This is a genomic window from Nostoc sp. (assembly GCF_036917455.1).
In the GTDB taxonomy this organism is placed as follows: domain Bacteria; phylum Cyanobacteriota; class Cyanobacteriia; order Cyanobacteriales; family Nostocaceae; genus Nostoc.
The window spans coordinates 14,087-33,725 of record NZ_JBALDK010000160.1 but is presented as its reverse complement, the minus strand read 5'-3'; the positions used below and the strand labels follow the sequence as shown (position 1 = coordinate 33,725).

Annotated in this window: 19 protein-coding genes and 1 pseudogene; 11 read left to right on the top strand and 9 right to left on the bottom strand. The window is 43.0% G+C overall.

Going from position 1 to position 19,639, the window contains the following annotated elements; translation table 11 throughout:
- The first annotated feature begins 129 nt into the window (after nucleotides 1-129).
- Entirely contained in the window at nucleotides 130-747 is a 618-nt protein-coding gene (locus V7K42_RS17200) for a GerMN domain-containing protein (RefSeq protein WP_334918105.1), read from the top strand.
- 50 nt (nucleotides 748-797) lie between these two features.
- Here the strand turns inward: V7K42_RS17200 and V7K42_RS17195 are convergent, their stop codons facing one another.
- The 3 genes from V7K42_RS17195 to efp form a co-directional block, all read right to left on the bottom strand.
- A complete protein-coding gene (locus V7K42_RS17195) occupies nucleotides 798-1,145 on the bottom strand; it encodes an ArsR/SmtB family transcription factor (protein ID WP_094332184.1) in 348 nt (115 codons plus the stop codon).
- A 75-nt stretch (nucleotides 1,146-1,220) separates the two neighbouring features.
- On the bottom strand, nucleotides 1,221-1,778 hold the full coding sequence (accB, locus tag V7K42_RS17190; RefSeq protein ID WP_334918103.1) for an acetyl-CoA carboxylase biotin carboxyl carrier protein: 558 nt from the start codon (nucleotides 1,776-1,778) through the stop codon (nucleotides 1,221-1,223).
- Between the two features lie 109 nt (nucleotides 1,779-1,887).
- Nucleotides 1,888-2,445 carry an elongation factor P gene (gene efp / locus V7K42_RS17185; protein WP_334918101.1) on the bottom strand — a complete coding sequence of 186 codons (558 nt, stop codon included), beginning with the start codon at nucleotides 2,443-2,445 and terminating at the stop codon, nucleotides 1,888-1,890.
- 190 nt (nucleotides 2,446-2,635) lie between these two features.
- On the opposite strand from efp, the gene V7K42_RS17180 reads away from it, so the two are divergent.
- Nucleotides 2,636-3,742, top strand: a complete 1,107-nt coding sequence (locus V7K42_RS17180; RefSeq protein WP_334918099.1) for a peptidylprolyl isomerase — start codon at nucleotides 2,636-2,638, stop codon at nucleotides 3,740-3,742.
- Nucleotides 3,743-3,826: 84 nt separating this feature from the next.
- Here V7K42_RS17180 and V7K42_RS17175 read toward each other — a convergent pair.
- Nucleotides 3,827-4,399, bottom strand: a pseudogene (locus tag V7K42_RS17175) (Uma2 family endonuclease).
- An 89-nt stretch (nucleotides 4,400-4,488) separates the two neighbouring features.
- Here V7K42_RS17175 and thiL point away from each other — a divergent pair.
- On the top strand, nucleotides 4,489-5,511 hold the full coding sequence (gene thiL / locus V7K42_RS17170) for a thiamine-phosphate kinase (protein WP_334918097.1): 1,023 nt from the start codon (nucleotides 4,489-4,491) through the stop codon (nucleotides 5,509-5,511).
- Between the two features lie 68 nt (nucleotides 5,512-5,579).
- Here thiL and V7K42_RS17165 read toward each other — a convergent pair whose 3' ends face one another.
- Both V7K42_RS17165 and nadD read right to left on the bottom strand, forming a co-directional pair.
- Nucleotides 5,580-6,593 carry a type I glyceraldehyde-3-phosphate dehydrogenase gene (locus V7K42_RS17165; protein WP_334918095.1) on the bottom strand — a complete coding sequence of 338 codons (1,014 nt, stop codon included), beginning with the start codon at nucleotides 6,591-6,593 and terminating at the stop codon, nucleotides 5,580-5,582.
- A gap of 116 nt (nucleotides 6,594-6,709) precedes the next feature.
- The gene (gene nadD / locus V7K42_RS17160) at nucleotides 6,710-7,336 is read right to left on the bottom strand and encodes a nicotinate (nicotinamide) nucleotide adenylyltransferase (RefSeq protein ID WP_334918093.1); all 627 of its coding nucleotides are present in this window, start codon (nucleotides 7,334-7,336) and stop codon (nucleotides 6,710-6,712) included.
- Nucleotides 7,337-7,739: 403 nt separating this feature from the next.
- Between nadD and murC the strand changes: the two genes are divergently transcribed.
- From murC to V7K42_RS17140, 4 genes are all read left to right on the top strand, one after another.
- Nucleotides 7,740-9,185, top strand: a complete 1,446-nt coding sequence (gene murC / locus V7K42_RS17155; RefSeq protein ID WP_334918091.1) for a UDP-N-acetylmuramate--L-alanine ligase — start codon at nucleotides 7,740-7,742, stop codon at nucleotides 9,183-9,185.
- A 125-nt stretch (nucleotides 9,186-9,310) separates the two neighbouring features.
- A complete protein-coding gene (murB, locus tag V7K42_RS17150) occupies nucleotides 9,311-10,309 on the top strand; it encodes a UDP-N-acetylmuramate dehydrogenase (RefSeq protein ID WP_334918089.1) in 999 nt (332 codons plus the stop codon).
- A gap of 192 nt (nucleotides 10,310-10,501) precedes the next feature.
- On the top strand, nucleotides 10,502-10,849 hold the full coding sequence (locus V7K42_RS17145; RefSeq protein WP_334887987.1) for a YbaB/EbfC family nucleoid-associated protein: 348 nt from the start codon (nucleotides 10,502-10,504) through the stop codon (nucleotides 10,847-10,849).
- A 63-nt stretch (nucleotides 10,850-10,912) separates the two neighbouring features.
- Nucleotides 10,913-11,392: a low molecular weight protein-tyrosine-phosphatase gene (locus tag V7K42_RS17140; RefSeq protein ID WP_334918136.1), complete on the top strand. Its 480-nt coding sequence runs from the start codon at nucleotides 10,913-10,915 to the stop codon at nucleotides 11,390-11,392.
- Nucleotides 11,393-11,418: 26 nt separating this feature from the next.
- On the opposite strand, the gene V7K42_RS17135 is transcribed toward V7K42_RS17140, so the two are convergent.
- Nucleotides 11,419-12,102 (bottom strand): response regulator transcription factor, encoded by a 684-nt coding sequence (locus tag V7K42_RS17135; protein ID WP_334918087.1) that lies wholly within the window; start codon nucleotides 12,100-12,102, stop codon nucleotides 11,419-11,421.
- A 650-nt stretch (nucleotides 12,103-12,752) separates the two neighbouring features.
- Between V7K42_RS17135 and smpB the strand changes: the two genes are divergently transcribed.
- From smpB to leuD, 3 genes are all read left to right on the top strand, one after another.
- Nucleotides 12,753-13,220, top strand: coding sequence for an SsrA-binding protein SmpB (gene smpB, locus V7K42_RS17130; protein WP_094332194.1), 468 nt, complete (start codon nucleotides 12,753-12,755; stop codon nucleotides 13,218-13,220).
- Between the two features lie 235 nt (nucleotides 13,221-13,455).
- Entirely contained in the window at nucleotides 13,456-14,859 is a 1,404-nt protein-coding gene (leuC, locus tag V7K42_RS17125) for a 3-isopropylmalate dehydratase large subunit (RefSeq protein ID WP_334918084.1), read from the top strand.
- 90 nt (nucleotides 14,860-14,949) lie between these two features.
- Nucleotides 14,950-15,558, top strand: coding sequence for a 3-isopropylmalate dehydratase small subunit (gene leuD / locus V7K42_RS17120; RefSeq protein ID WP_334918082.1), 609 nt, complete (start codon nucleotides 14,950-14,952; stop codon nucleotides 15,556-15,558).
- A 169-nt stretch (nucleotides 15,559-15,727) separates the two neighbouring features.
- Here leuD and hisC read toward each other — a convergent pair whose 3' ends face one another.
- A complete protein-coding gene (hisC, locus tag V7K42_RS17115) occupies nucleotides 15,728-16,777 on the bottom strand; it encodes a histidinol-phosphate transaminase (RefSeq protein ID WP_334918081.1) in 1,050 nt (349 codons plus the stop codon).
- A 341-nt stretch (nucleotides 16,778-17,118) separates the two neighbouring features.
- Here hisC and V7K42_RS17110 point away from each other — a divergent pair, with 341 nt between their 5' ends.
- Nucleotides 17,119-17,727 (top strand): rRNA large subunit pseudouridine synthase E, encoded by a 609-nt coding sequence (locus V7K42_RS17110; RefSeq protein ID WP_334887995.1) that lies wholly within the window; start codon nucleotides 17,119-17,121, stop codon nucleotides 17,725-17,727.
- A gap of 47 nt (nucleotides 17,728-17,774) precedes the next feature.
- On the opposite strand, the gene V7K42_RS17105 is transcribed toward V7K42_RS17110, so the two are convergent.
- Nucleotides 17,775-19,538, bottom strand: a complete 1,764-nt coding sequence (locus tag V7K42_RS17105) for a lipoxygenase family protein (protein ID WP_334918079.1) — start codon at nucleotides 19,536-19,538, stop codon at nucleotides 17,775-17,777.
- Nucleotides 19,539-19,639 lie beyond the last annotated feature (101 nt).

The following is a 19,639-nucleotide window of genomic DNA, read 5'->3' as shown; positions in this document are numbered from 1 at the left end:
AATAATCGCCTTTTGAGGCATAAAGTCTCCTCCAAGTTTCGGGAAACTCTCTACTTGTAAGTATCGTCGTTAACCAGGCTGCTCCTCACATAACTACCATATCAGCCCTCAGTTAGGAAGGTTTTGAACATGAAAGACCAACAAGGATCTAATCGTATTTCTTCAGGCGCAATTGCAGCCGTCTCAGCAGTGGTTGTAGCGGTGGGTGGCGGTGTGGCTTGGTTTACTTCCCACTCCAGCAATACTCTCACACCGACAAACCCCTCTGAGCGCATCGTTCAACCAGCACAGCCATCAACTAGGCAGCCAGTGCCTAATGAAAAAACCCCCAATGTTTATTGGCTCACACCAAAAGACAAAAGTGTTGCTTTGGTTCCCCAGCCTGTTAAAGTCGCTTCTATACGAGCCAACCAGCCTTTAGAAGCAGCTTTCCAAAGTTTGTTAGCAGGGCCAACAACAGAAGCGACGGGTTCCACAACTATCCCCAAAGGAACCAAACTTTTGGGGCTGAAATCAGAAAATAATGAAGTTCACGTTAATTTATCTGAAGATTTTACCAGTGGTGGCGGTAGCACATCAATGATGGGTCGCGTGGGACAAGTTGTTTATACTGCGACAACTTTAAATCCCAAAGCCAAGGTGTACATTGATGTGAACGGCAAACCGTTGGATGTTTTAGGTGGTGAAGGTTTAGAGTTACAACAGCCACTAACTCGTGAAAGCTTTGATAAAAATTATCAGCTTTAGTCATTGGTCATTGGTCATTAGTTTTTTACAAATGACAAATGACAACTGACCTAACGTTTAGTATTTAATACACGAAAATTACGGGCTTGTTCTTCTAACCTTGTGGCAAGGCGATCGCAAACCCGATTACACAAATCAAAAATCATTTGATCTTCCACCCGGTAATAGGCGCAAGTTCCTTCACTGCGGCGGCTAAGGATACCTGCTTGCCACATTACCTTCAGGTGTTTTGACACATTTGCCTGAGAAGTCTGTGTTGCCTCTACCAATTCTTGCACGCATTTTTCTTCATCCCGTAATAAGTGGAGCAGCCGCAAGCGCATCGGCTCACTTAACAGGCTGAAGTATTCAGCTACTTGTTGCACCACTTCTGGCGGTAAAGGCAACGTTTGTTTCATCAGGATTAACCCGCAAGGACTGAAGTTTTAACAATGACTCATTTCAGATGACTCATTTGATATATAGATTAATACTTAATCGGGGTTAATTCGCATCAAAGGTTGACCATATTCTACAGCGTCGCCATTTTGGAGAAGAATTTCCATCACCTGTCCAGAGACTTCGGCTTCGATTTCATTCATCAGCTTCATGGCTTCAATGATACAGACTGTTTGACCCTTGCGGATGCGATCGCCCACTTCCACAAATGCTGCTTCCCCAGGTGCAGGAGCGCGATAAAACGTTCCCACCATTGGGGAAGGCACTTCTACTAATCTCTGGTCAATGGTTGAGGGAGGATTTACTGATACCTGCAATTGTGTGCTACTACCAGTATTCTCAAATACGCGAGATGTGGACACCTCCGTTACCTGACTCGTGTTCGTCTGGTTTCCTCCAGATGAACCCGATGTCAAGCCCGAACCTACCACACCGCCGAAAGTCGGTTGACCTACCGACAACATCTGATTGCTAACGCTCACAGCCTTACGGACTGTTAGTTCAAAATCATCGCTTTTGAGCGTGACTTCTGCAATATCTGTTTGTGCGATAGTTGCCAATAGTTGGCGGATTTCATTAAAGTCCAATGGCACAGTTTTTATTACCTCGACCTATCCGTAAATTAGCATCTTAAGTGTGGCAGGGATTTAATCCTGATGTAGGGATTTCAATCGGGAACAAGCATCTCCATAGAGATGAAAGTTATTCCCTGCTGATATACTTATCTTCTTGGGTATCAACTTTGATGCGTTCTCCTTGAGAAATAAACAAAGGAACCATCACAATTGCACCAGTTTCTAGAGTTGCGGGTTTTGAGCCACCGGTAGCAGTGTCACCTTTTAAACCTGGGTCTGTTTGAATAATTTCCAGAACCACAGATTTAGGCAATTCTACTCCTAGCACCTGTTCGCCCCATTTAATAACTTCAGCTTCCATACCTTCCTTCAGGTATTTGACGCGATCGCCAATTTGTGCGCGAGTCAATCTGCCTTCTTCGTAGGTTTCCATATCCATAAAGACAAAGTCATCGCCCTCTTTATAGGTATGCTGCATCGTGCTTTTTTCTAGAGTAGCTTGGGGCAGAGTTTCCCCAGCTCGGAACGTTTTTTCCATCACGCTCCCACTCTGGACATTTTTTAACTTAGTTCGGACAAAGGCAGAACCTTTACCTGGCTTGACGTGTAGGAATTCAAGCACTCGCCATACAGACCCATCCAATACAATTGAAACACCGGGTCGAAAGTCGTTACTGGAGATCATGAAACTTTCAAATTTTGGAAGACAATCGGCATTTATTGTACCCTTCTAGAGTCGTCATTGGGCATTTGTCATTAGTTAGTTGTCATTTGTTCCCCTGCCCTAGACCTCTGATCCACTCAGCCCTTAACGTGGGAAGATTATTTATGGGTTACGTCCAGTCAACAAATTAATGCTGCATTTGAGTTATCCCATGCTTAACTTATTAAAATCCTGGCTGAAGAACAGCCTAATGGCAATACTGCTGGTAACAATATTTTTAGGCATAACTACAGCTGGGTGGACTCCCTCCAGTAGCGCCGCGCTGCCATCTGGCAACGCAATTACCGATGGCAAGGCTTTGTTGCGATATGCACTCCCGATAGATAACAAACCTGTACGGCAACTACAAGCCAGTCTAGAGGACATCTCTGCCCAGCTGCGGGCAAATCGGCGATGGGGTGCAATTTCCAAGGACATCAGCAAAGCATCCCGTATTCTCGATAAACCCTCCCAAATCTTAACAAGCGTTCCCGCAGAACGCCAACCCCAAGCTGAAGCTTGGATTACCGAGTTGAAATCTGGGGTGGGTAAATTAGAAGAATTGGCGAATAGCAAAGATAAAGAACAAATTCTACAAGAAAGAGGCAAACTTCTGAATCTCGTCACTCAGATAGAAGAGTCAATGGTGAAACAATTCCCCTTTGAAGTGCCTGCCGAGTTCAGTAACCTGCCACAACTTAAAGGTCGTGCCACTGTAGAAATTAAAACCAATAAAGGCGATTTAAACCTTGTAGTAGACGGTTATAGCGCCCCTGTCACTGCTGGTAATTTTGTCGATTTAGTACAGAAGGGTTTTTACAATGGCTTGGAATTTACCCGTTCTGAAGAATCTTACTTTCTGCAAACTGGAGATCCCGTTGGGAAAGATGTGGGTTACATCGATCCCAAAACGGACAAATATCGCGCTATTCCCTTAGAAGTCTTAGTTGAGGGGGATAAAGCACCTACTTATGGTATTACGCTAGAAGAAGCTGGGCGTTACGTTGATATGCCAGTTCTGCCTTTTTCTGCTTTTGGTGCAGTCGTGATGGCTCGTCCCGAAAGTGAAGTAAATGGTGGTTCTTCGCAATTCTTCTTCTTTTTGTTTGAACCAGAACTCACCCCCGCCGGACGCAACTTATTGGATGGTCGTTATGCGGTTTTTGGCTATCTCACTGAAGGCAGAGAAGTTTTGGATAAACTGAAAGCGGGTGACAAAATTGAATCGGCAAAAGTCGTCCAGGGAATAGAAAATCTGGTTGAGCCGCAAGCTGCATAAGAAGAGGAGAGGGAGATGGGGGAGATGAGGGGGATGGGGAAGATGAGGGAGCAGAGGAAGAATAACTCCTAACTCTTAACTCCCCTAATTTAGATTTCCGGTAGCGAACACTCGATCGACTGCGATCGCTAATTCTGGAAAAGTCCGCGATCCAATTTCCTGGGTGGCGGTAAAAACTGTTTCTTCGTAAAATCCATCTTCAAGTAATAACACCGAAATTTTTACTTCCAGTGGGTCTACAATCCAATATTCAGAAACCTCTAAGGCCGCATATTCAGACCTTTTATAACGATAATCTCGTTTAACCGACTCTGGACTGACTACCTCGACAATTAGTAACGGGAGTGACTGAAATACTGCTGAGGCATTCAACAATTCTCTGGCTTACTCTACTGTCACCACACACAAATCAGTCAACCTAGATTTATTTCTCCCTGTTCTCACCCCACTTTCTCGAAAACACAGCCAAGGTGAGCTACAACGTTTAATTTCTGTATCTAGTAATTGCTCAAGAAATTTGGCAATCAAAAAATGTTCAATAGTCGGTGGGTTCATTAGCTCTAGTTTGCCATCCACCAATTCATAATTGAAATCGCTACCATCATCATAAGTTAAGTACTCCTCAAACGTGATGCTGCTTACTGGAGTTATTACCATCCCAACTGACCCTTAGACGATACTTTTATATTAAACAGTAAAACAAATCATCAGTTTTCTTAGTAATTTTGCAACACGGAAAACCGATTGTGAACAGTGATTTATCTTCTCAACAAGTAAAAGATATTGGCGAACAAGGTCTTTTAGAAAAATTGCAGCGCTTCTGTCCTCCAGAAATTATTGGCGATGATGCAGCAGTCCTTGAGACTGCACCAGAGCAATCTTTGGTGGTGACTACAGATGTGCTAGTTGACGGCATACATTTTAGCAACCTCACCACTTCCCCAGAAGATGCTGGTTGGCGGGCTGCTGCTGCCAATTTATCAGATTTAGCCGCAATGGGTGCTTCACCATTGGGAATTACCGTCGGGTTGGGACTTCCAGGTGAAGTTAGGGTGAGTTGGGTTGAACGACTCTACCAAGGAATGACAGAATGCCTGCAAAAATACAATACTTCAATTGTCGGGGGTGATGTGGTGCGATCGCCTGTGACGACTTTGGCAATTACCGCTTTTGGTCAAGTTAACCCTAATCAAATTATCCGCCGTTCTGCTGCTGTAGTGGGAGATGCGATCGTTGTTACAGGCGTTCATGGAGCTTCCCATGCTGGCTTAGAACTGCTCTTACACCCCGAATTAGGACAACACCTCAAAGATACAGAACGCACGGCTTTAATCCACGCACACCAGCGCCCACAGCCACGATTAGATGTGTTACCAATCCTCTGGAAAATTTTAGCATCCCCATGCTCCATGCCCATTGCCGGTATGGATAGTAGTGATGGTTTAGCAGATGCGATTATCCAAATCTGCCGCGTCAGTGGTGTTGGCGCTATCTTAGAACGCAGACAAATTTCCATGCCAGTAGCTTTTGACCATTGGCTAACACCAGAACAAGCACTAGCTTATGCTCTATACGGTGGCGAAGACTTTGAATTAGTGCTTTGCTTACCACAAGAGCCAGCATTAGCCTTAGTACAACATCTTGGTCAAGGTGCTGCGATCGTAGGCAGCATTACATCAGGATCAACAGTACTATTGCACGACGAACAAAAAAAATTCCCTGACCAAGTTCTGAGCCTTAGCCAGGGATTTCAACACTTTGGTCAATAGTCCTTTATCCTTTGTCATTTTTCCAATGACCAATGACTAATGACCAATGACTAATGACCAATGACAAATTATTGCCACTTCTCGGCTACCAATTCTGCCAAATCCAAAACTCGTTGGCTGTAACCCCACTCGTTGTCATACCACGCCATAACTTTTACCAAGTCATTACCCAACACAAAAGTCAAGTTAGCATCGACAATCGAAGAAGCATCACTACCTTGATAATCGGAAGATACTAGTTCTAGTTCGCTATAGTCCAAAATGCCTTTAAGTGGACCTTCGGCAGCGTCTTTGAGAGCTTGGTTAACTTCTTCAGTAATAGTACGCTTCTCAACCTGAACAACGAAATCTACCATTGAGACGTTCGGGGTAGGTACGCGCAAGGCAACGCCATTAAGCTTGCCTTTGAGGTCTGGGATAACCAGTGCAACTGCTTTTGCTGCACCAGTGGAGGTGGGTACAATGTTTATCGCTGCTGCCCTCGCCCGTCGCAAATCCCGGTGGGAAGCGTCTAGCAAGCGCTGATCGCCTGTATAGCTATGGGTGGTGGTCATCGTACCTTTGATGATGCCGAACTTATCGTTCAACACCTTGGCAATTGGTGCCAAGCAGTTGGTAGTACAGCTAGCGTTACTGATAATGTTGTGTATATTGTGGTCATAATCATGATGATTCACACCAACCACAAAAGTGCCATCCTCGTTTTTACCAGGAGCGGTAATCAGAACTTTTTTGGCTCCAGCATTTACATGCTTCAGCGCTCCTTCTTTGCTCGTAAATACCCCGGTTGCTTCGATAATTAGGTCAATTCCCCAATCTCTCCAAGGCAACTTTTCTGGGTTGCGATCGGATACGCACTTAATGGTCTTACCGTTAACGATGATAGAGTTATCATCGGCACCAATCTCAGCACCTTTGATCTTTCCTAGCATCGAGTCATACTTCAGCAGGTGAGCATTGGTTCTAGGGTCTGACGTGTCATTAATAGCGACAAGATCGATTTGGCTATTCTCTCTACCCACCCAGCAACGTGCAAAGTTACGTCCAATTCGCCCGAAACCGTTGATTGCAACTCTAATCACAGTGTCTTGCCCTCTGTATTTATGCTTATATGTTGATATCGTTGACCCCAATCATATCGCAAAGGGGGGGGGCACTTATAACCATAAAGTGTTAGATCAATAAAAAAACACATAATTTATTCAGATTTGTTCGAGTAGAAATTGTTGTTAGTGATATACGATCTGACCGCTTCCGGGACTAAATAACGAATTGACTGGCGTTCGCGGCACAATTTGCGAATTAGACTTGACGAAACTCCTACCAAAGGTATATTTAAGAGTTGCCAGTAAATGGTGTACGACTGCTCCCTTAGTTGTTGCTCCACTTGCTTGCAGATTAATTTGCTTTGAGTTATAGTCTCACCACCTAGCAGTCGGGGTGCGATTAACCAATCACACATTTGTGCTAGTTCGTGTCCACGGTACCAACGAGGTAAGGTTTGGAAAGTATCCAAGCCCACAATCCAGTACCAGTGAGTATTTGGGTAAGAAGCAGATAAGTCAATCAGGGTATTAATGGCATAAGAAGTCCCAGAGCGATTTGTCTCGACTAATGAGACAGTAAACGCTGGGTTATCTTTTATGGCTAATTGCAGCATTTTGACGCGATGCTCAAACAAAGCTGCTTCTTTGTGAGGAGGACTTAGGGATGGCACCCAAATTACCTTTTCAAGGGATACTTCTTGCATTGCTGTCTCAGCTACGAGCAGGTGTCCCCAATGAATTGGATCGAATGTGCCACCAAAAATTGCTAGTTGCTGCATCCAGTTATGCCTAGCTTTTATGCAATTGAAAAATAGTTTCATTACCAATGTACTATTGTAGTCAATTTACGCCTAAACTTGATGCAATTTCAAATCAGTTTCACTAAACAATGTATTATGTAGCCAATTCCAGTAAGGTAGACAAAAATATGTATTTGACATTACAAGAATTTCTTTCCCGATGTAGCCAAAATTTTCAGAATAATCTTAACAACAGTTCAGAAATAGTAAAAACCTCCAACCAAGGTAAAATCATTCTGAACGCGCAAAACCAGAGCAGAAAGAACATCTGGCCATTAAAGATAAACACGATATAGGAGTAGTTACAGTAAAAATCAAATTCCTGTTATGATACGCGTGTCATTTGTGATTATGGTGTGGTGTGGTGTAAGAGGAGCAATAAATGACTAATTCTGTAGATTTTAGTGGTAGACCATTTCATTTTATTGGCATCGGCGGCATAGGTATGTCTGCTCTGGCATACGTTCTCGCCAAGCGTCAATTTCCAGTATCAGGTTCGGATCTTCGTCCTAACCACATTACGCACAAATTGGAATCTATCGGTGCTCATATTTTTGGTAGACAAGAGGCAAGCAATCTCGAATTCTTTCGCCCTCAAGTATTAAATTCACAAGAACAATTAACTGCTGATACTAAGTCAAAACTACCTCAAGTCATTTGTTCAACAGCAATTAACACTAATAATTTAGAATACAAAGCAGCATTAGAATTAGGTTGCCCAATTTTACATCGTTCGGATGTACTAGCCGCCTTAATTGCCGATTACTACAGTATTGCAGTAGCAGGAACACACGGCAAAACTACAACTAGTAGCATGATTGGTTATATGCTGCTGGAAGCAGGTCTAGACCCAACGATTTTAGTTGGTGGCGAAGTCAATGCATGGTCTGGTAATGCTCGATTGGGACAAAGCAAATATTTGGTAGCCGAAGCAGATGAATCTGATGGTTCTTTAGTAAAACACGCTCCAGAAATTGGCATCATCACCAATATTGAACTCGATCATCCTGACCATTACGATACATTAGAAGAAGTCATTGACATCTTCCAGACATTTGCTAAGGGTTGTAAAACTGTAATAGGTAGCATTGACTGTGCGACAGTGCGCGATCGCTTGCAACCCACCCTGAGCTATAGCTTACACTCCAATACCAACGCTGACTATACCGTTACTAATATTGATTACCGTGCTGATGGCACCACGGCTCTAGTTTGGGAAAGAGGCAAAGCTTTAGGGGTGTTGAAGTTGCGGCTGCTCAGTCGGCACAATCTCAGCAATGCCTTAGCAGCAGTTGCGGTTGGTCGCGTCTTGGGCTTAGAATTTGGAGCGATCGCTAAAGGTATTGCCACCTTTGAAGGAGCAAGACGACGCTTTGAACTCCGGGGGGAAGTTGATGGTATTACCTTCATTGATGACTATGCTCATCATCCCAGCGAGATTCGCGCTACTCTCGCCGCCGCCCGTTTACAGGCAAGACCAGGGCAAAGAGTGGTTGCTATCTTCCAACCCCATCGCTATAGCCGGACACTGACCTTTTTAGAAGAATTTGCCGAGTCCTTTACCCATGCTGATTTGGTTGTGCTGACTGATATTTACAGTGCAGGCGAACCCAATTTAGGGCAAATTACTGGTGAAGATTTAGCGGCGGAAATTGCTAAACACCATTCTCCTGTCGTTTATCAACCAACTTTACCCTCAGTGCATGAGTACTTGCTAAAAACATTACGTCCAGGAGACTTGGCGCTCTTTTTAGGGGCTGGGAACTTGAATCAGGTGATTCCTGAAATAATTACTGCACTTTGCGAACCTGCTAAAGCCACATCTTAAGTGGAGGCTTTGCAAAGACCTCATTTCTGAGCAAAGCGCTCGTCTAGCAACGGTTCCGTTTGTGAATTCTATTACCGTATCTTTGCGGTAAATTAATGTAAAAATTTTACCCATACAAAGTAAAGATGACCATTTCCCAGGCAGTTGGAAACGTCTGCACAGTTTCTGCTTTGAATACAAAGAAACATCAAACAACTAATTCGGTGGATAGTGAAATAATTTATTTACCAAATACTGATTGTGCGATCAAGTCCCAGGCTTGCTTGTCAGCGTTTACTTCCTATAGGGTTGGAGGAGCAGCTGATTTGTACGTTGCCCCCCGAAACTTAGAAGCACTGCAAGCCAGTTTTAAATACGCAAAAGAACGAGATTTAAAGGTGACAACACTGGGAGCCGGTTCTAACCTCCTGGTGAGCGATGGTGGGATATCAGGTTTAGTGATTGCAACTCGTCATCTCCGCTTCAGCAACTTTGACCCCCAAACCGGTCAATTAACCGTTGCTGCCGGAGAATCAATTCCTAGCTTGGCATGGGCGGCAGCAGAATTAGGGTGGCAAGGATTGGAGTGGGCTGTTGGCATTCCCGGAACAGCCGGTGGTGCTGTGGTGATGAATGCAGGGGCACATAATAGCTGTATCGCAGATATGTTAGTTAGTGCCGAGGTACTTTCACCCGATGGAACCCTGGAGACTCTTACCCCAGAACAGTTAGGTTATAACTACCGGACTTCATTATTGCAAGGTGGCGATCGCATTGTCACCCAAGCCACCTTACAACTCGCGCCAGGTGCAGACCCAGCAAAAGTTGTAGCAATCACCAAAGAACACAAAAAACATCGGTTAAGCACCCAACCATACAACTTCCCCAGTTGTGGAAGTGTGTTCCGCAATCCCAAACCTTACAGTGCTGGCTGGTTAATTGAACAAACTGGACTCAAAGGCTACCAAATTGGTGGAGCGCAAGTAGCACTACTCCATGCTAATTTCATCGTTAATCGAGGTGGGGCAAAAGCTAGTGACATCTTCTGTCTTATTCGCCACATTCAACATCAGGTACAAGAACGTTGGTCTATTAATTTAGAGCCAGAAGTCAAAATGCTCGGAGAGTTTCAAGGTGCTTGCTGAAACTTTTAATTCAGGGGATGGGGATTGGAAACTAGGGATATCAGAAAGATAGGTCGTAACCAATGCCCAATTCTCAATCTCTAATCCCCAATTCCCGAATGCATTAATTATTGGTAAAAAAAGAGGCAAATTACTTACCGCATCTATAATTGAATTTGATTTGTTATTCAACGCACAAGCGTACAAATAATTATGACAGGTAAAGGACAAGGATTCGGCTTTGGCTTAGGAAAAATGAAGGAACTGGCCGAAGCTTTTAAGAAAGCACAGCAAGTTCAAGAAGGTGCAAAGCGACTCCAAGAAGAATTGGAGCAAATGGAGATTCTAGGAGAATCTGGCGGTGGTCTGGTGAAGGTTATTGTCAGTGGGAACCAAGAACCCAAACGGGTAGAAATTTCTCCAGATGCTTTAACAGAAGGTGCAGAAGTACTTTCCGATCTCGTGACAGTGGCAATGAAAGAAGCCTACAACAAGTCCACAGCAACAATGCGGGAACGTATGGAAGAATTAACCAGTGGGTTAGAGTTACCTGGATTTTAGATCGTTGGTCATTGGTCATTAGTCAAAGGACAAATGACTATTGACAAAGGACAAAAAATATCTATGCCTTACAAGTTGCTGTTTGTCTGCTTAGGTAACATCTGCCGATCGCCATCGGCAGAAAACATTATGAATCATCTAATTGAGCAGGCTGACTTGAGCGAAAGCATCCTCTGTGATTCGGCTGGTACATCTAGTTATCACGTTGGTAGCCCACCTGACAGACGCATGAGTGCTGCGGCTGCTACAAAGTTGGGAATTAAACTGCGTGGTCAAGCACGCCAGTTTCAAAAGTCAGACTTTCAAGACTTTGATTTAATTTTGGCGATGGATCGAGAAAATTATGACAATATCCTCACTCTCGATCGCACTAAGCAATATCAGCATAAAGTTCGTTTGATGTGCGAGTTTTGCTCTCGACACACTCTAAAGGAAGTTCCAGATCCTTATTACGGTGGTCAAGACGGATTTAATCAGGTTATTGATTTACTGATTGATGCTTGTGAAGGTCTGCTCACAAAAATTAAAAGTGAAGAGTTATGAGTTTTAATTCCGAACTCCTCACTTTTTTATTCCACCAAACCATGCTTCATGGCAAAACGCACTAATTCTGCTCGGTTGCTGGTTGAGGTTTTTCTTAATAAACTGCTAACGTACTTTTCCACTGTCCGAGGACTTAGGTGTAACTGATGACCCATATCGGCATTAGACAGACCATGAGTCAATAACTCTAAGACTTCTTGTTCTCTATGAGTTAGGGATGAGTAGAGATGGGATTTCTGAATTTGAGTAGACAGAGAATTATGGGCATCCGCCGCTTTTGTCGAGCCGGAAATGCCCAAACTCTCTTTATCAGAAAAGCGATACTCCGATTGAATGATTTGCGATCGCTCCAAAAGATTGCGAATTGCTGCTGCTAATTCTTCCAGTTCAAAAGGCTTGGGTAAGTATAAATCGCACCCTGACTGGTAGCCCAAAATTCTTTCCTGCGTCTTAGTTCGGGCTGTTAATAAAATTACAGGCAATAACCGAAACACTAGTTGTTGACGCACCCGACGCACCAGTTCATAGCCATTCATCTGTGGCATTATAATATCGGTGACTATCAAATCAGGATTATACTCATCCACCATAAACAAAGCCTCTTGACCGTCATTAGCCGTAATTACTGAGTAGCCAGACAGTTCAAGATAGTCGCTCACAGACAGACGAGTGCCCAAATCATCATCCACTACAAGGATCGTCAAGGGCATGGACAATACACCCCTAGCATTTTTTTTACTCAGAAATTTGCTTCTACGCGCTTCATCCGCGAACACTGGTAAGAATATTGTTCTTATGTCTCATACTATGACAGGATTACCAGCTAATGAATGACTTTAGGGTTGATTTATAAAGAGAATCTTAAATCTTTCCGAAGGTTAACGGAGTGTAACTGCCTTTGACTCACTCTGCTTAGGAGGCATAGAGAGCTTTTTAATTTGTAATAACTCATTAATCAGGCAGAGTATATTCTTATTATAGTATAAATTATTATTAATATTATCAGTAATTTACCAAAATATAAGTTAAGTAGCCATGATTGAAATAATTTTCTAGAGAAGAGTAGCGTTTCATAACAATATACCCACAAAGGTACACTCCAAACCTTTAACTATCTACGCCGATTTACTTACCAACTCTTTGGGAAACTTGAGGCAAAATCCTCCAAATTCTGGGTAAACCTCAGATTTAATCCATATCTGGTACCTTAAAGTCACCATAAAACTCTTAATTATGAACTTAGAAAAGCTAAATTAGTGATATACAGTTCAATATTTATAGCGGTTATAATGAATACCCTATAATTCGCAAGACAATCCAAATAATTTTTTAGGTACATTTAAAGCGCACAAAATTATCAATGAGCGACAAGAACGAAGGTTACAAAGTTATTGCTGACAACCGTCAAGCCCGTTATTTGTATGAAATTCTGGAAACTTACGAAGCCGGAATTGAGTTGACAGGAACCGAGGTGAAGTCAATTCGTGCAGGTAAAGTCAATCTCCAAGATGGCTATGCTTTACTTCGCAATGGCGAAGCATGGTTGATCAATATTCATATCTCGCCTTATAACGCCAGCGGACAATATTTTAATCATGAACCACGGCGGACACGCAAGTTGTTGTTGCATCGTCAAGAACTCCGCAAGCTAATTGGCAAAGTAGAACAGCAAGGGTTAACTTTAATCCCTTTGAAAATGTATCTCAAACGCGGCTGGGTAAAAGTGAGTATAGCCCTTGGCAAAGGTAAAAAGCTCCACGATAAGCGAGAAGACCTGAAACGACGAGAAGATCAGCGTGACATTCAACGGGCAATGAAAAGTTATTAACGTTCTTGTCCTATCAAGTCAAAAAAAGCTCTTGCTAGTCGCATTGGTAAAAGCTTGGGATATATTGGGAATTATCAACGCCTCTGCGGTTTGTTAAGGAAGAATAAAACCGCAGAGACGCTGAGGGCACAGAGAAATATGAGTATAAAGATGTAACTAATATGAAGGGCGGGGAAAAACTTAGACTCTTTTTTGATAATATTTAAGACCGGACTCTTTAAATATTGATTGACGTATGAGCAAAGGTACCCTGTTTGATAAAGTTTGGGACTTACACACCGTTGGTACACTTCCCTCAGGGCTGACGCAACTATTTATCGGGCTTCACTTAGTTCATGAAGTCACCAGTCCCCAGGCTTTTGCTATGTTACGCGAGAGGGGTCTAAAAGTACTGTTTCCAGAGCGTACTGTTGCTACAGTCGATCATATTGTGCCGACAGAAAATCAGGCACGTCCCTTTGTTGATGGTTTGGCAGAGGAAATGATTCAAGCACTTGAGCAAAATTGCCGAGAAAATAACATTACCTTTTATAATATTGGTTCTGGTAGTCAGGGTATCGTTCATGTGATTGCTCCAGAACTGGGACTGACTCAACCAGGAATGACGATCGCTTGTGGAGATAGCCATACTTCCAGTCATGGGGCATTTGGTGCGATCGCATTTGGGATTGGTACTAGCCAAGTTCGGGATGTTCTCGCTGCTCAAACTCTCGCCCTCTCGAAACTGAAAGTCAAAAAAATTGAAGTTAACGGCAGTCTAAACCCAGGAGTTTATGCCAAAGATGTCATCCTACATATCATCCGCACCCTCGGCGTAAAAGGCGGCGTGGGCTATGCTTACGAATTTGCAGGTACGACATTTGAGCAAATGAACATGGAAGAGAGGATGACTGTCTGCAATATGGCCATCGAAGGCGGTGCTAGATGCGGCTATATTAATCCCGATCGAGTCACCTATGATTACCTCAAAGGTAGAGATTTTGCACCCATTGATGCAGATTGGGATAAAGCAGTGGCTTGGTGGGATTCCATCAAGAGCGATGTTGATGCCGAATATGATGATGTAGTTGTATTTGACGCTGCGGAAATTTCTCCTACTATTACCTGGGGAATTACTCCCGGTCAAGGTATCGGTATCAACCAGTCAGTGCCTCAGCCGGAAGAACTGCTGGAAGAAGACCGATTTATTGCCGAAGAAGCTTACCGCTACATGGATTTATATCCTGGTCAACCCATTAAAGGTACTAAAATAGATGTCTGCTTTATTGGTAGTTGTACCAACGGCAGAATCAGTGATTTACGAGAAGCTGCAAAAATCGCCAAAGGTCGCCATGTTGCAGAGGGAATCAAAGCTTTTGTTGTTCCCGGTTCTGAAAGGGTGAAGGAAGAGGCGGAAGCTGAGGGATTGGATAAAATCTTCCAAGAAGCCGGATTTGAATGGCGTGAACCGGGATGTTCCATGTGCTTGGCAATGAACCCCGATAAATTACAAGGAAGACAAATCAGTGCCTCTTCTTCTAACCGCAACTTTAAAGGAAGACAGGGTTCCTCCTCCGGTCGGACATTGTTAATGAGTCCGGCGATGGTTGCTACTGCTGCCATTAAAGGCGAAGTTTCTGATGTGCGCGAGTTGTTGTAACCCCACTTCGCGGCAGAGAGAAATCTCTTAAACTTTTCTTTCTTTCCTTTGCATTCTTTGCGTTCTTTGCAGTTCGTTTTTATAAAAACTATGGTGAGTGAAGTTAAAACAGTTTCAGGGCGCGGCATACCCTTAGTGGGCAATGATATAGATACCGATCGCATCATTCCCGCACGATATTTGAAAGCCGTTACCTTTGATGGGTTAGGCGAAGGTGCGTTTATTGATGACCGGACAGCACTTAAAGGGGAACATCCCTTTGACCAATCCCAATACCAAGGGGCGAATATTCTAATAGTCAATAGAAATTTTGGCTGTGGTTCATCACGGGAACACGCACCCCAAGCGATCGCAAAATGGGGAATCCAAGCTTTAATCGGTGAAAGCTTCGCAGAAATCTTTTTTGGTAACTGTGTGGCAATGGGCATACCTTGCGTGACAGCATCGGCTGTCACTGTTAAACAACTCCAAGATTTAGTCGCTACTAATCCTCAAGCTTCTGTGAGAGTCAATCTGGAAACCTTGCAAGTGCAAATTGGTGATTACACTGCCCCAATTGCGATCGGTGAAGGTACTAGAAGCACATTTATTTCTGGAACTTGGGACGCTTGCGGTCAGTTGGTGGCCAATGCTGACAAAGTTCGGGCAACAGCTGCAAAATTACCTTATGTAAGTTGGGGCAATTTAGCAGCGAGTTAATGTTAATATTTTCTCCTTCCCTGGCTCTGCCGGGGAATACTGATTGATTCTCAAGACCTTCACTGTTCAATAACTTTAAAATTTGTAGCGCTTATCCTGCATAGCTTAGAGCTGTAGTCCTTGTCTTCAGCCCTGAAATACTTGTTACGTAACAGGAGCATTGTCAAATTTATAATAAAGAACTTAGTGCTTTCACTAAAGCCTGATTTTGTTCATCAGTACCAACAGCGATCCGTAATTTATCATCTAGTCCAGGCTGCTTGAAGTAACGGATTAAAATTCCCCCTTCCTTCAGTTTTTGATAGAGATATTCCGCTTTTTTTTGTGGAGGCTGTACCAGCAAAAAGTTAGTTTGGGAATCCCAAACATGAAAACCTAATTGTTTTAAGTCTGTTGCCAACTGGTTCCGTGATGCTTTAATCTTTGCCACACAAGCATTTTTATAAACTTGATCGGTAATAGCAGCTGTACCAATTGCACAAGCGATCGCATCAATGTTATAGCTATCCTTCACCTTAAACAATCCCTGCAACAGTTTGGGATTCGCCACCCCAAACCCCAGGCGCAATCCAGCCAACGAGTAGCCCTTAGATAGAGTGCGAATTATGATGACATTTTCGTATTCCTTTACCAAAGCCAATGCATTTTCTTCGGTAAAATCTATGTATGCTTCGTCAATCACTAAAACTCCAGATAACTGGCTGGCTAATTTTCGTAGTTCATTTGTTGTTACTAGATGGCCCGATGGACTATTAGGCGATGCAATGAATGTCACAGAACCATCGACAGCAACCAGTTCTTCTAAAGGTAAACTGTAGTCCTCGCTGTAGGGAATCTCAACAATTTCTGCAGCTTGCATTTCTGCTAATGTGCGATACAGGACATAAGTTGGTATCGGATAAACTACCTTCTTCCCAGGTTCTACACAGGCTCGAACGATCAGACTCAACAATTCGTCACTACCATTTCCGACAACGATCCAATCAGTAGGAACTCCTAAAACTTTACTTGCAGCTTGCCGGAACTCCCCACCAAAAGGTTCTGGGTACCGCCGCAACCACTCGCCATCGATATTCTTTAGCACAGCTAGTGCCGCAGGGGAAGGGGGATAGGGATTCTCATTGCTGTTAAGTTTGACTATCTGTGTACCGCGTTGAGGCTGCTCACCGGGAATGTAGCTAGCCATTGCATCAACGTTAGAGCGAAAGTATTTATTCATAGGGCATTGGGTGTGTATCTTAAGCAAATTTGAACTTACAATTTCTGACAATATCGTTTTTTGTCTTGTTCAGTCACGTTAGAAAATAGAAGCATGGGAGCATGGGGGAATGGCACTAAGTTAAGCTGAAGAGTATGCAGCGTAAGAATTGCAGAGGGGCAGGGGGGCAAGGGTGCAGAGGAGAATTTCTAAATATCCGGAACGCAATAACTAAAACTTCTTCTTTCTCCCCTGCTCCTCTGCACCTCTACTGCCTCAACGATTTTCCCTTTACAAGCGTGCCATTCGGAGCATGGGGAAAAACTAATGTCTCATGCCCAATTCCCAATCACCAATTCCCAATGAGATATATTATTTTTTACAAACCATACGGTGTTCTCAGCCAGTTTACGAAAGATGCTCCCACACATAGCACTCTAAAAGATTATATTGATGTACCTGATGTGTATCCTGTAGGACGCTTAGACTGGGATAGTGAAGGGTTGCTGCTGTTAACGAACGATGGGCAATTGCAACATCGCCTCGCCCATCCGCGTTTTGGTCATAAACGTACTTACTGGGTACAGGTAGAGCGAATTCCAGATGCAGATGCGATACAAAGGTTGCAAACAGGTGTAGAAATTCAAGATTACCGCACTCAACCAGCAGAAGTGAGGCTCTTGCCAACAGAGCCACAGTTACCTGAACGTAACCCGCCGATTAGATTTCGCAAAAATGTACCCACAGCTTGGCTGGAAATGACTTTGACAGAGGGAAAAAATCGCCAAGTCCGGCGCATGACTGCGGCTGTAGGGTTTCCGACTTTGCGGCTAGTCAGGGTTAGCATAGCCCACCTACAATTAGATCGCCTACAATTGGGTGAATGGCGCGACCTCACCACATCTGAACTGCAATTTCTACATAATTTTAGTAAATCAAAAAATTTTCCTTCCAACTCACCGTTCGCGTAATAGGATTTGACTAAGATTTTATCTATCAATTAGTTGTTGACAGACTACTAAATAGCAATACTCTGTGCGATTTGAGATGGTAAAAGACGAACATAAGGATATTCAAGAGAAGCATTACGTTGGATTATCTGTTCTTCAATCTTCCTTAATCGCACCTTTTGAAAATCTTGAAAAACTTTTCTGGCGGCTTCATCTTTAAAAGGATTAGCCATAGTTAACAAGGATTCACTGCTAAGTGGTACGGGCATACTCAAAGCCTTGACTAACACAATTTGTTTAAACGATTGTAATCTGTTAGGCAATCTGTCAACTAAATTTACTGTTGACTGTTGCTTTTCTAACAAATCATTAAAAGGTTGATAAATAGCAAAAGGCATATTTGGTACCCAGGAAGCATACTCATATTGACTAAAATTTACAGCCGAATGTTGTGCGGTCGCTGTAAAAATCACGTTGGTAATGATGGCAATGAGATCGTTTAATTCCGTGAGAGTCCCAGTAATTTGAGCAGATTTTTCTGGGGAAAGTAAACCTTGAATTCTACCGAAATCGGGGCTAACGAGTTCATTTTTCCATGCTTGCAACTCAGCATCATTCACCAAATCTTCTTTGGACTTGTAATATAACCGCAGAATGTCGGTAACATAGGTTTGAATCGCATCCCAAATCGTAATGGCATCATCCCGATAATAATAATTTGGCAAGTCAGCGACATCACGAGCAGCTAAGGCGATAGGTAAGGCTCGACGATAGAATATATGTGGTTCACCTTGATAGTTTTTGCCACTACCTGTGTATGCCCGTCTCAGCAACTCATTAGAACCCGTAAATCCTAAAGCGCCTGTAACATCAAAAAAGCCTTCATGACCTAAGAAAATACCTCGCGCCATTTCATTAATCGCAAAGGTATTAAAGAAATGTGATTGGAGTATCTGTAAGACAATATGCTGAGGTGAGAGTTGCCGATAGGAAGCAACCGCAAAGGTTTCAATGATTAAATGGGTATCCATTAAGTGTGAGACTATCCCTTGATAGGCAATGTCGGCACTCGATACGGCCATTTTGGCAGTCAACCAATTTTCTGGTGAAGATTGATGGGTGAAGATAGGGTTTTTGTTCAGGTCATGAAAACTGTTTCCTTGCTGAAGACGAATGGCCAAAGGCATTAATTGGTCTTTTTGATTAACGTGGAGTAAACATAGGGGGGCAAGTGGATATTTACCTAGTTGATCTTCGAGTTCATTGGTAATAATGTCAGCGAGGATTTTGTAATCCATTATATATAAACGATTGTTTGCCAATTCCGTCGCTAGACTGCTTCCCTGGGATAGTAAACCACTGATGATTGCATCTGTCACAGGAAAATTTCCATCACTGCGTAAATCTTCCGCTTTACACTTACGAATAAAAGCTGGATTGATACCATAGATGCGTTCTCTGCCAAATTCAGCATCTGTAGTCCAGGTATTGGCTACCTTGGGTTTATCAAAGCTTGTCCAAGGCTGGAAAAAATCATTTAGGTCTTCGATTTTATTCCATTTGTTCAGTAATTTCAGACCTTCAGCCAAACCTAAGTCTGCCGTTCTTTGAAATTTAATTTTTCCTTCTCGAACCAGATTCAAAAAGAGGAAAAATTCCACTAGAGCAATACCTAAGACTCCTTTAACAACTATCCATTGAAATCTGAGAATCTTAGCAAGAGAAAATCCCTGTTTCTCTGGTAAATTTTTGATGTGTGGTGGTACATAGGCAGGGTTTAGTTTCCATTCATATTCGGTAGCTGAATCTTTCCCAGACAAGGTAATAGCCATGATTACTATCCTTAAACTAATAGAACGAAATTATTACACTAAGATTATAAAGACCCAGAAATTAGTCACAAGGGTTTTATGAATTTTGAATTCATCCTTAA

Excerpts from the sequence above, each read along its gene's own strand:
- V7K42_RS17135 (WP_334918087.1), bottom strand. The coding sequence starts at position 12,102 with ATGCCCTTGACGATCCTTGTAGTGGATGATGATTTGGGCACTCGTCTG.
- V7K42_RS17105 (WP_334918079.1), bottom strand. The coding sequence starts at position 19,538 with ATGGCTATTACCTTGTCTGGGAAAGATTCAGCTACCGAATATGAATGG.
- V7K42_RS17145 (WP_334887987.1), top strand. The coding sequence starts at position 10,502 with ATGACAGGTAAAGGACAAGGATTCGGCTTTGGCTTAGGAAAAATGAAG.
- V7K42_RS17195 (WP_094332184.1), bottom strand. The coding sequence starts at position 1,145 with ATGAAACAAACGTTGCCTTTACCGCCAGAAGTGGTGCAACAAGTAGCT.
- V7K42_RS17200 (WP_334918105.1), top strand. The coding sequence starts at position 130 with ATGAAAGACCAACAAGGATCTAATCGTATTTCTTCAGGCGCAATTGCA.
- murC (WP_334918091.1), top strand. The coding sequence starts at position 7,740 with ATGACTAATTCTGTAGATTTTAGTGGTAGACCATTTCATTTTATTGGC.
- leuC (WP_334918084.1), top strand. The coding sequence starts at position 13,456 with ATGAGCAAAGGTACCCTGTTTGATAAAGTTTGGGACTTACACACCGTT.
- V7K42_RS17110 (WP_334887995.1), top strand. The coding sequence starts at position 17,119 with ATGAGATATATTATTTTTTACAAACCATACGGTGTTCTCAGCCAGTTT.
- murB (WP_334918089.1), top strand. The coding sequence starts at position 9,311 with ATGACCATTTCCCAGGCAGTTGGAAACGTCTGCACAGTTTCTGCTTTG.
- leuD (WP_334918082.1), top strand. The coding sequence starts at position 14,950 with ATGGTGAGTGAAGTTAAAACAGTTTCAGGGCGCGGCATACCCTTAGTG.
- V7K42_RS17140 (WP_334918136.1), top strand. The coding sequence starts at position 10,913 with ATGCCTTACAAGTTGCTGTTTGTCTGCTTAGGTAACATCTGCCGATCG.
- efp (WP_334918101.1), bottom strand. The coding sequence starts at position 2,445 with ATGATCTCCAGTAACGACTTTCGACCCGGTGTTTCAATTGTATTGGAT.
- smpB (WP_094332194.1), top strand. The coding sequence starts at position 12,753 with ATGAGCGACAAGAACGAAGGTTACAAAGTTATTGCTGACAACCGTCAA.
- nadD (WP_334918093.1), bottom strand. The coding sequence starts at position 7,336 with ATGCAGCAACTAGCAATTTTTGGTGGCACATTCGATCCAATTCATTGG.
- hisC (WP_334918081.1), bottom strand. The coding sequence starts at position 16,777 with ATGAATAAATACTTTCGCTCTAACGTTGATGCAATGGCTAGCTACATT.
- V7K42_RS17180 (WP_334918099.1), top strand. The coding sequence starts at position 2,636 with ATGCTTAACTTATTAAAATCCTGGCTGAAGAACAGCCTAATGGCAATA.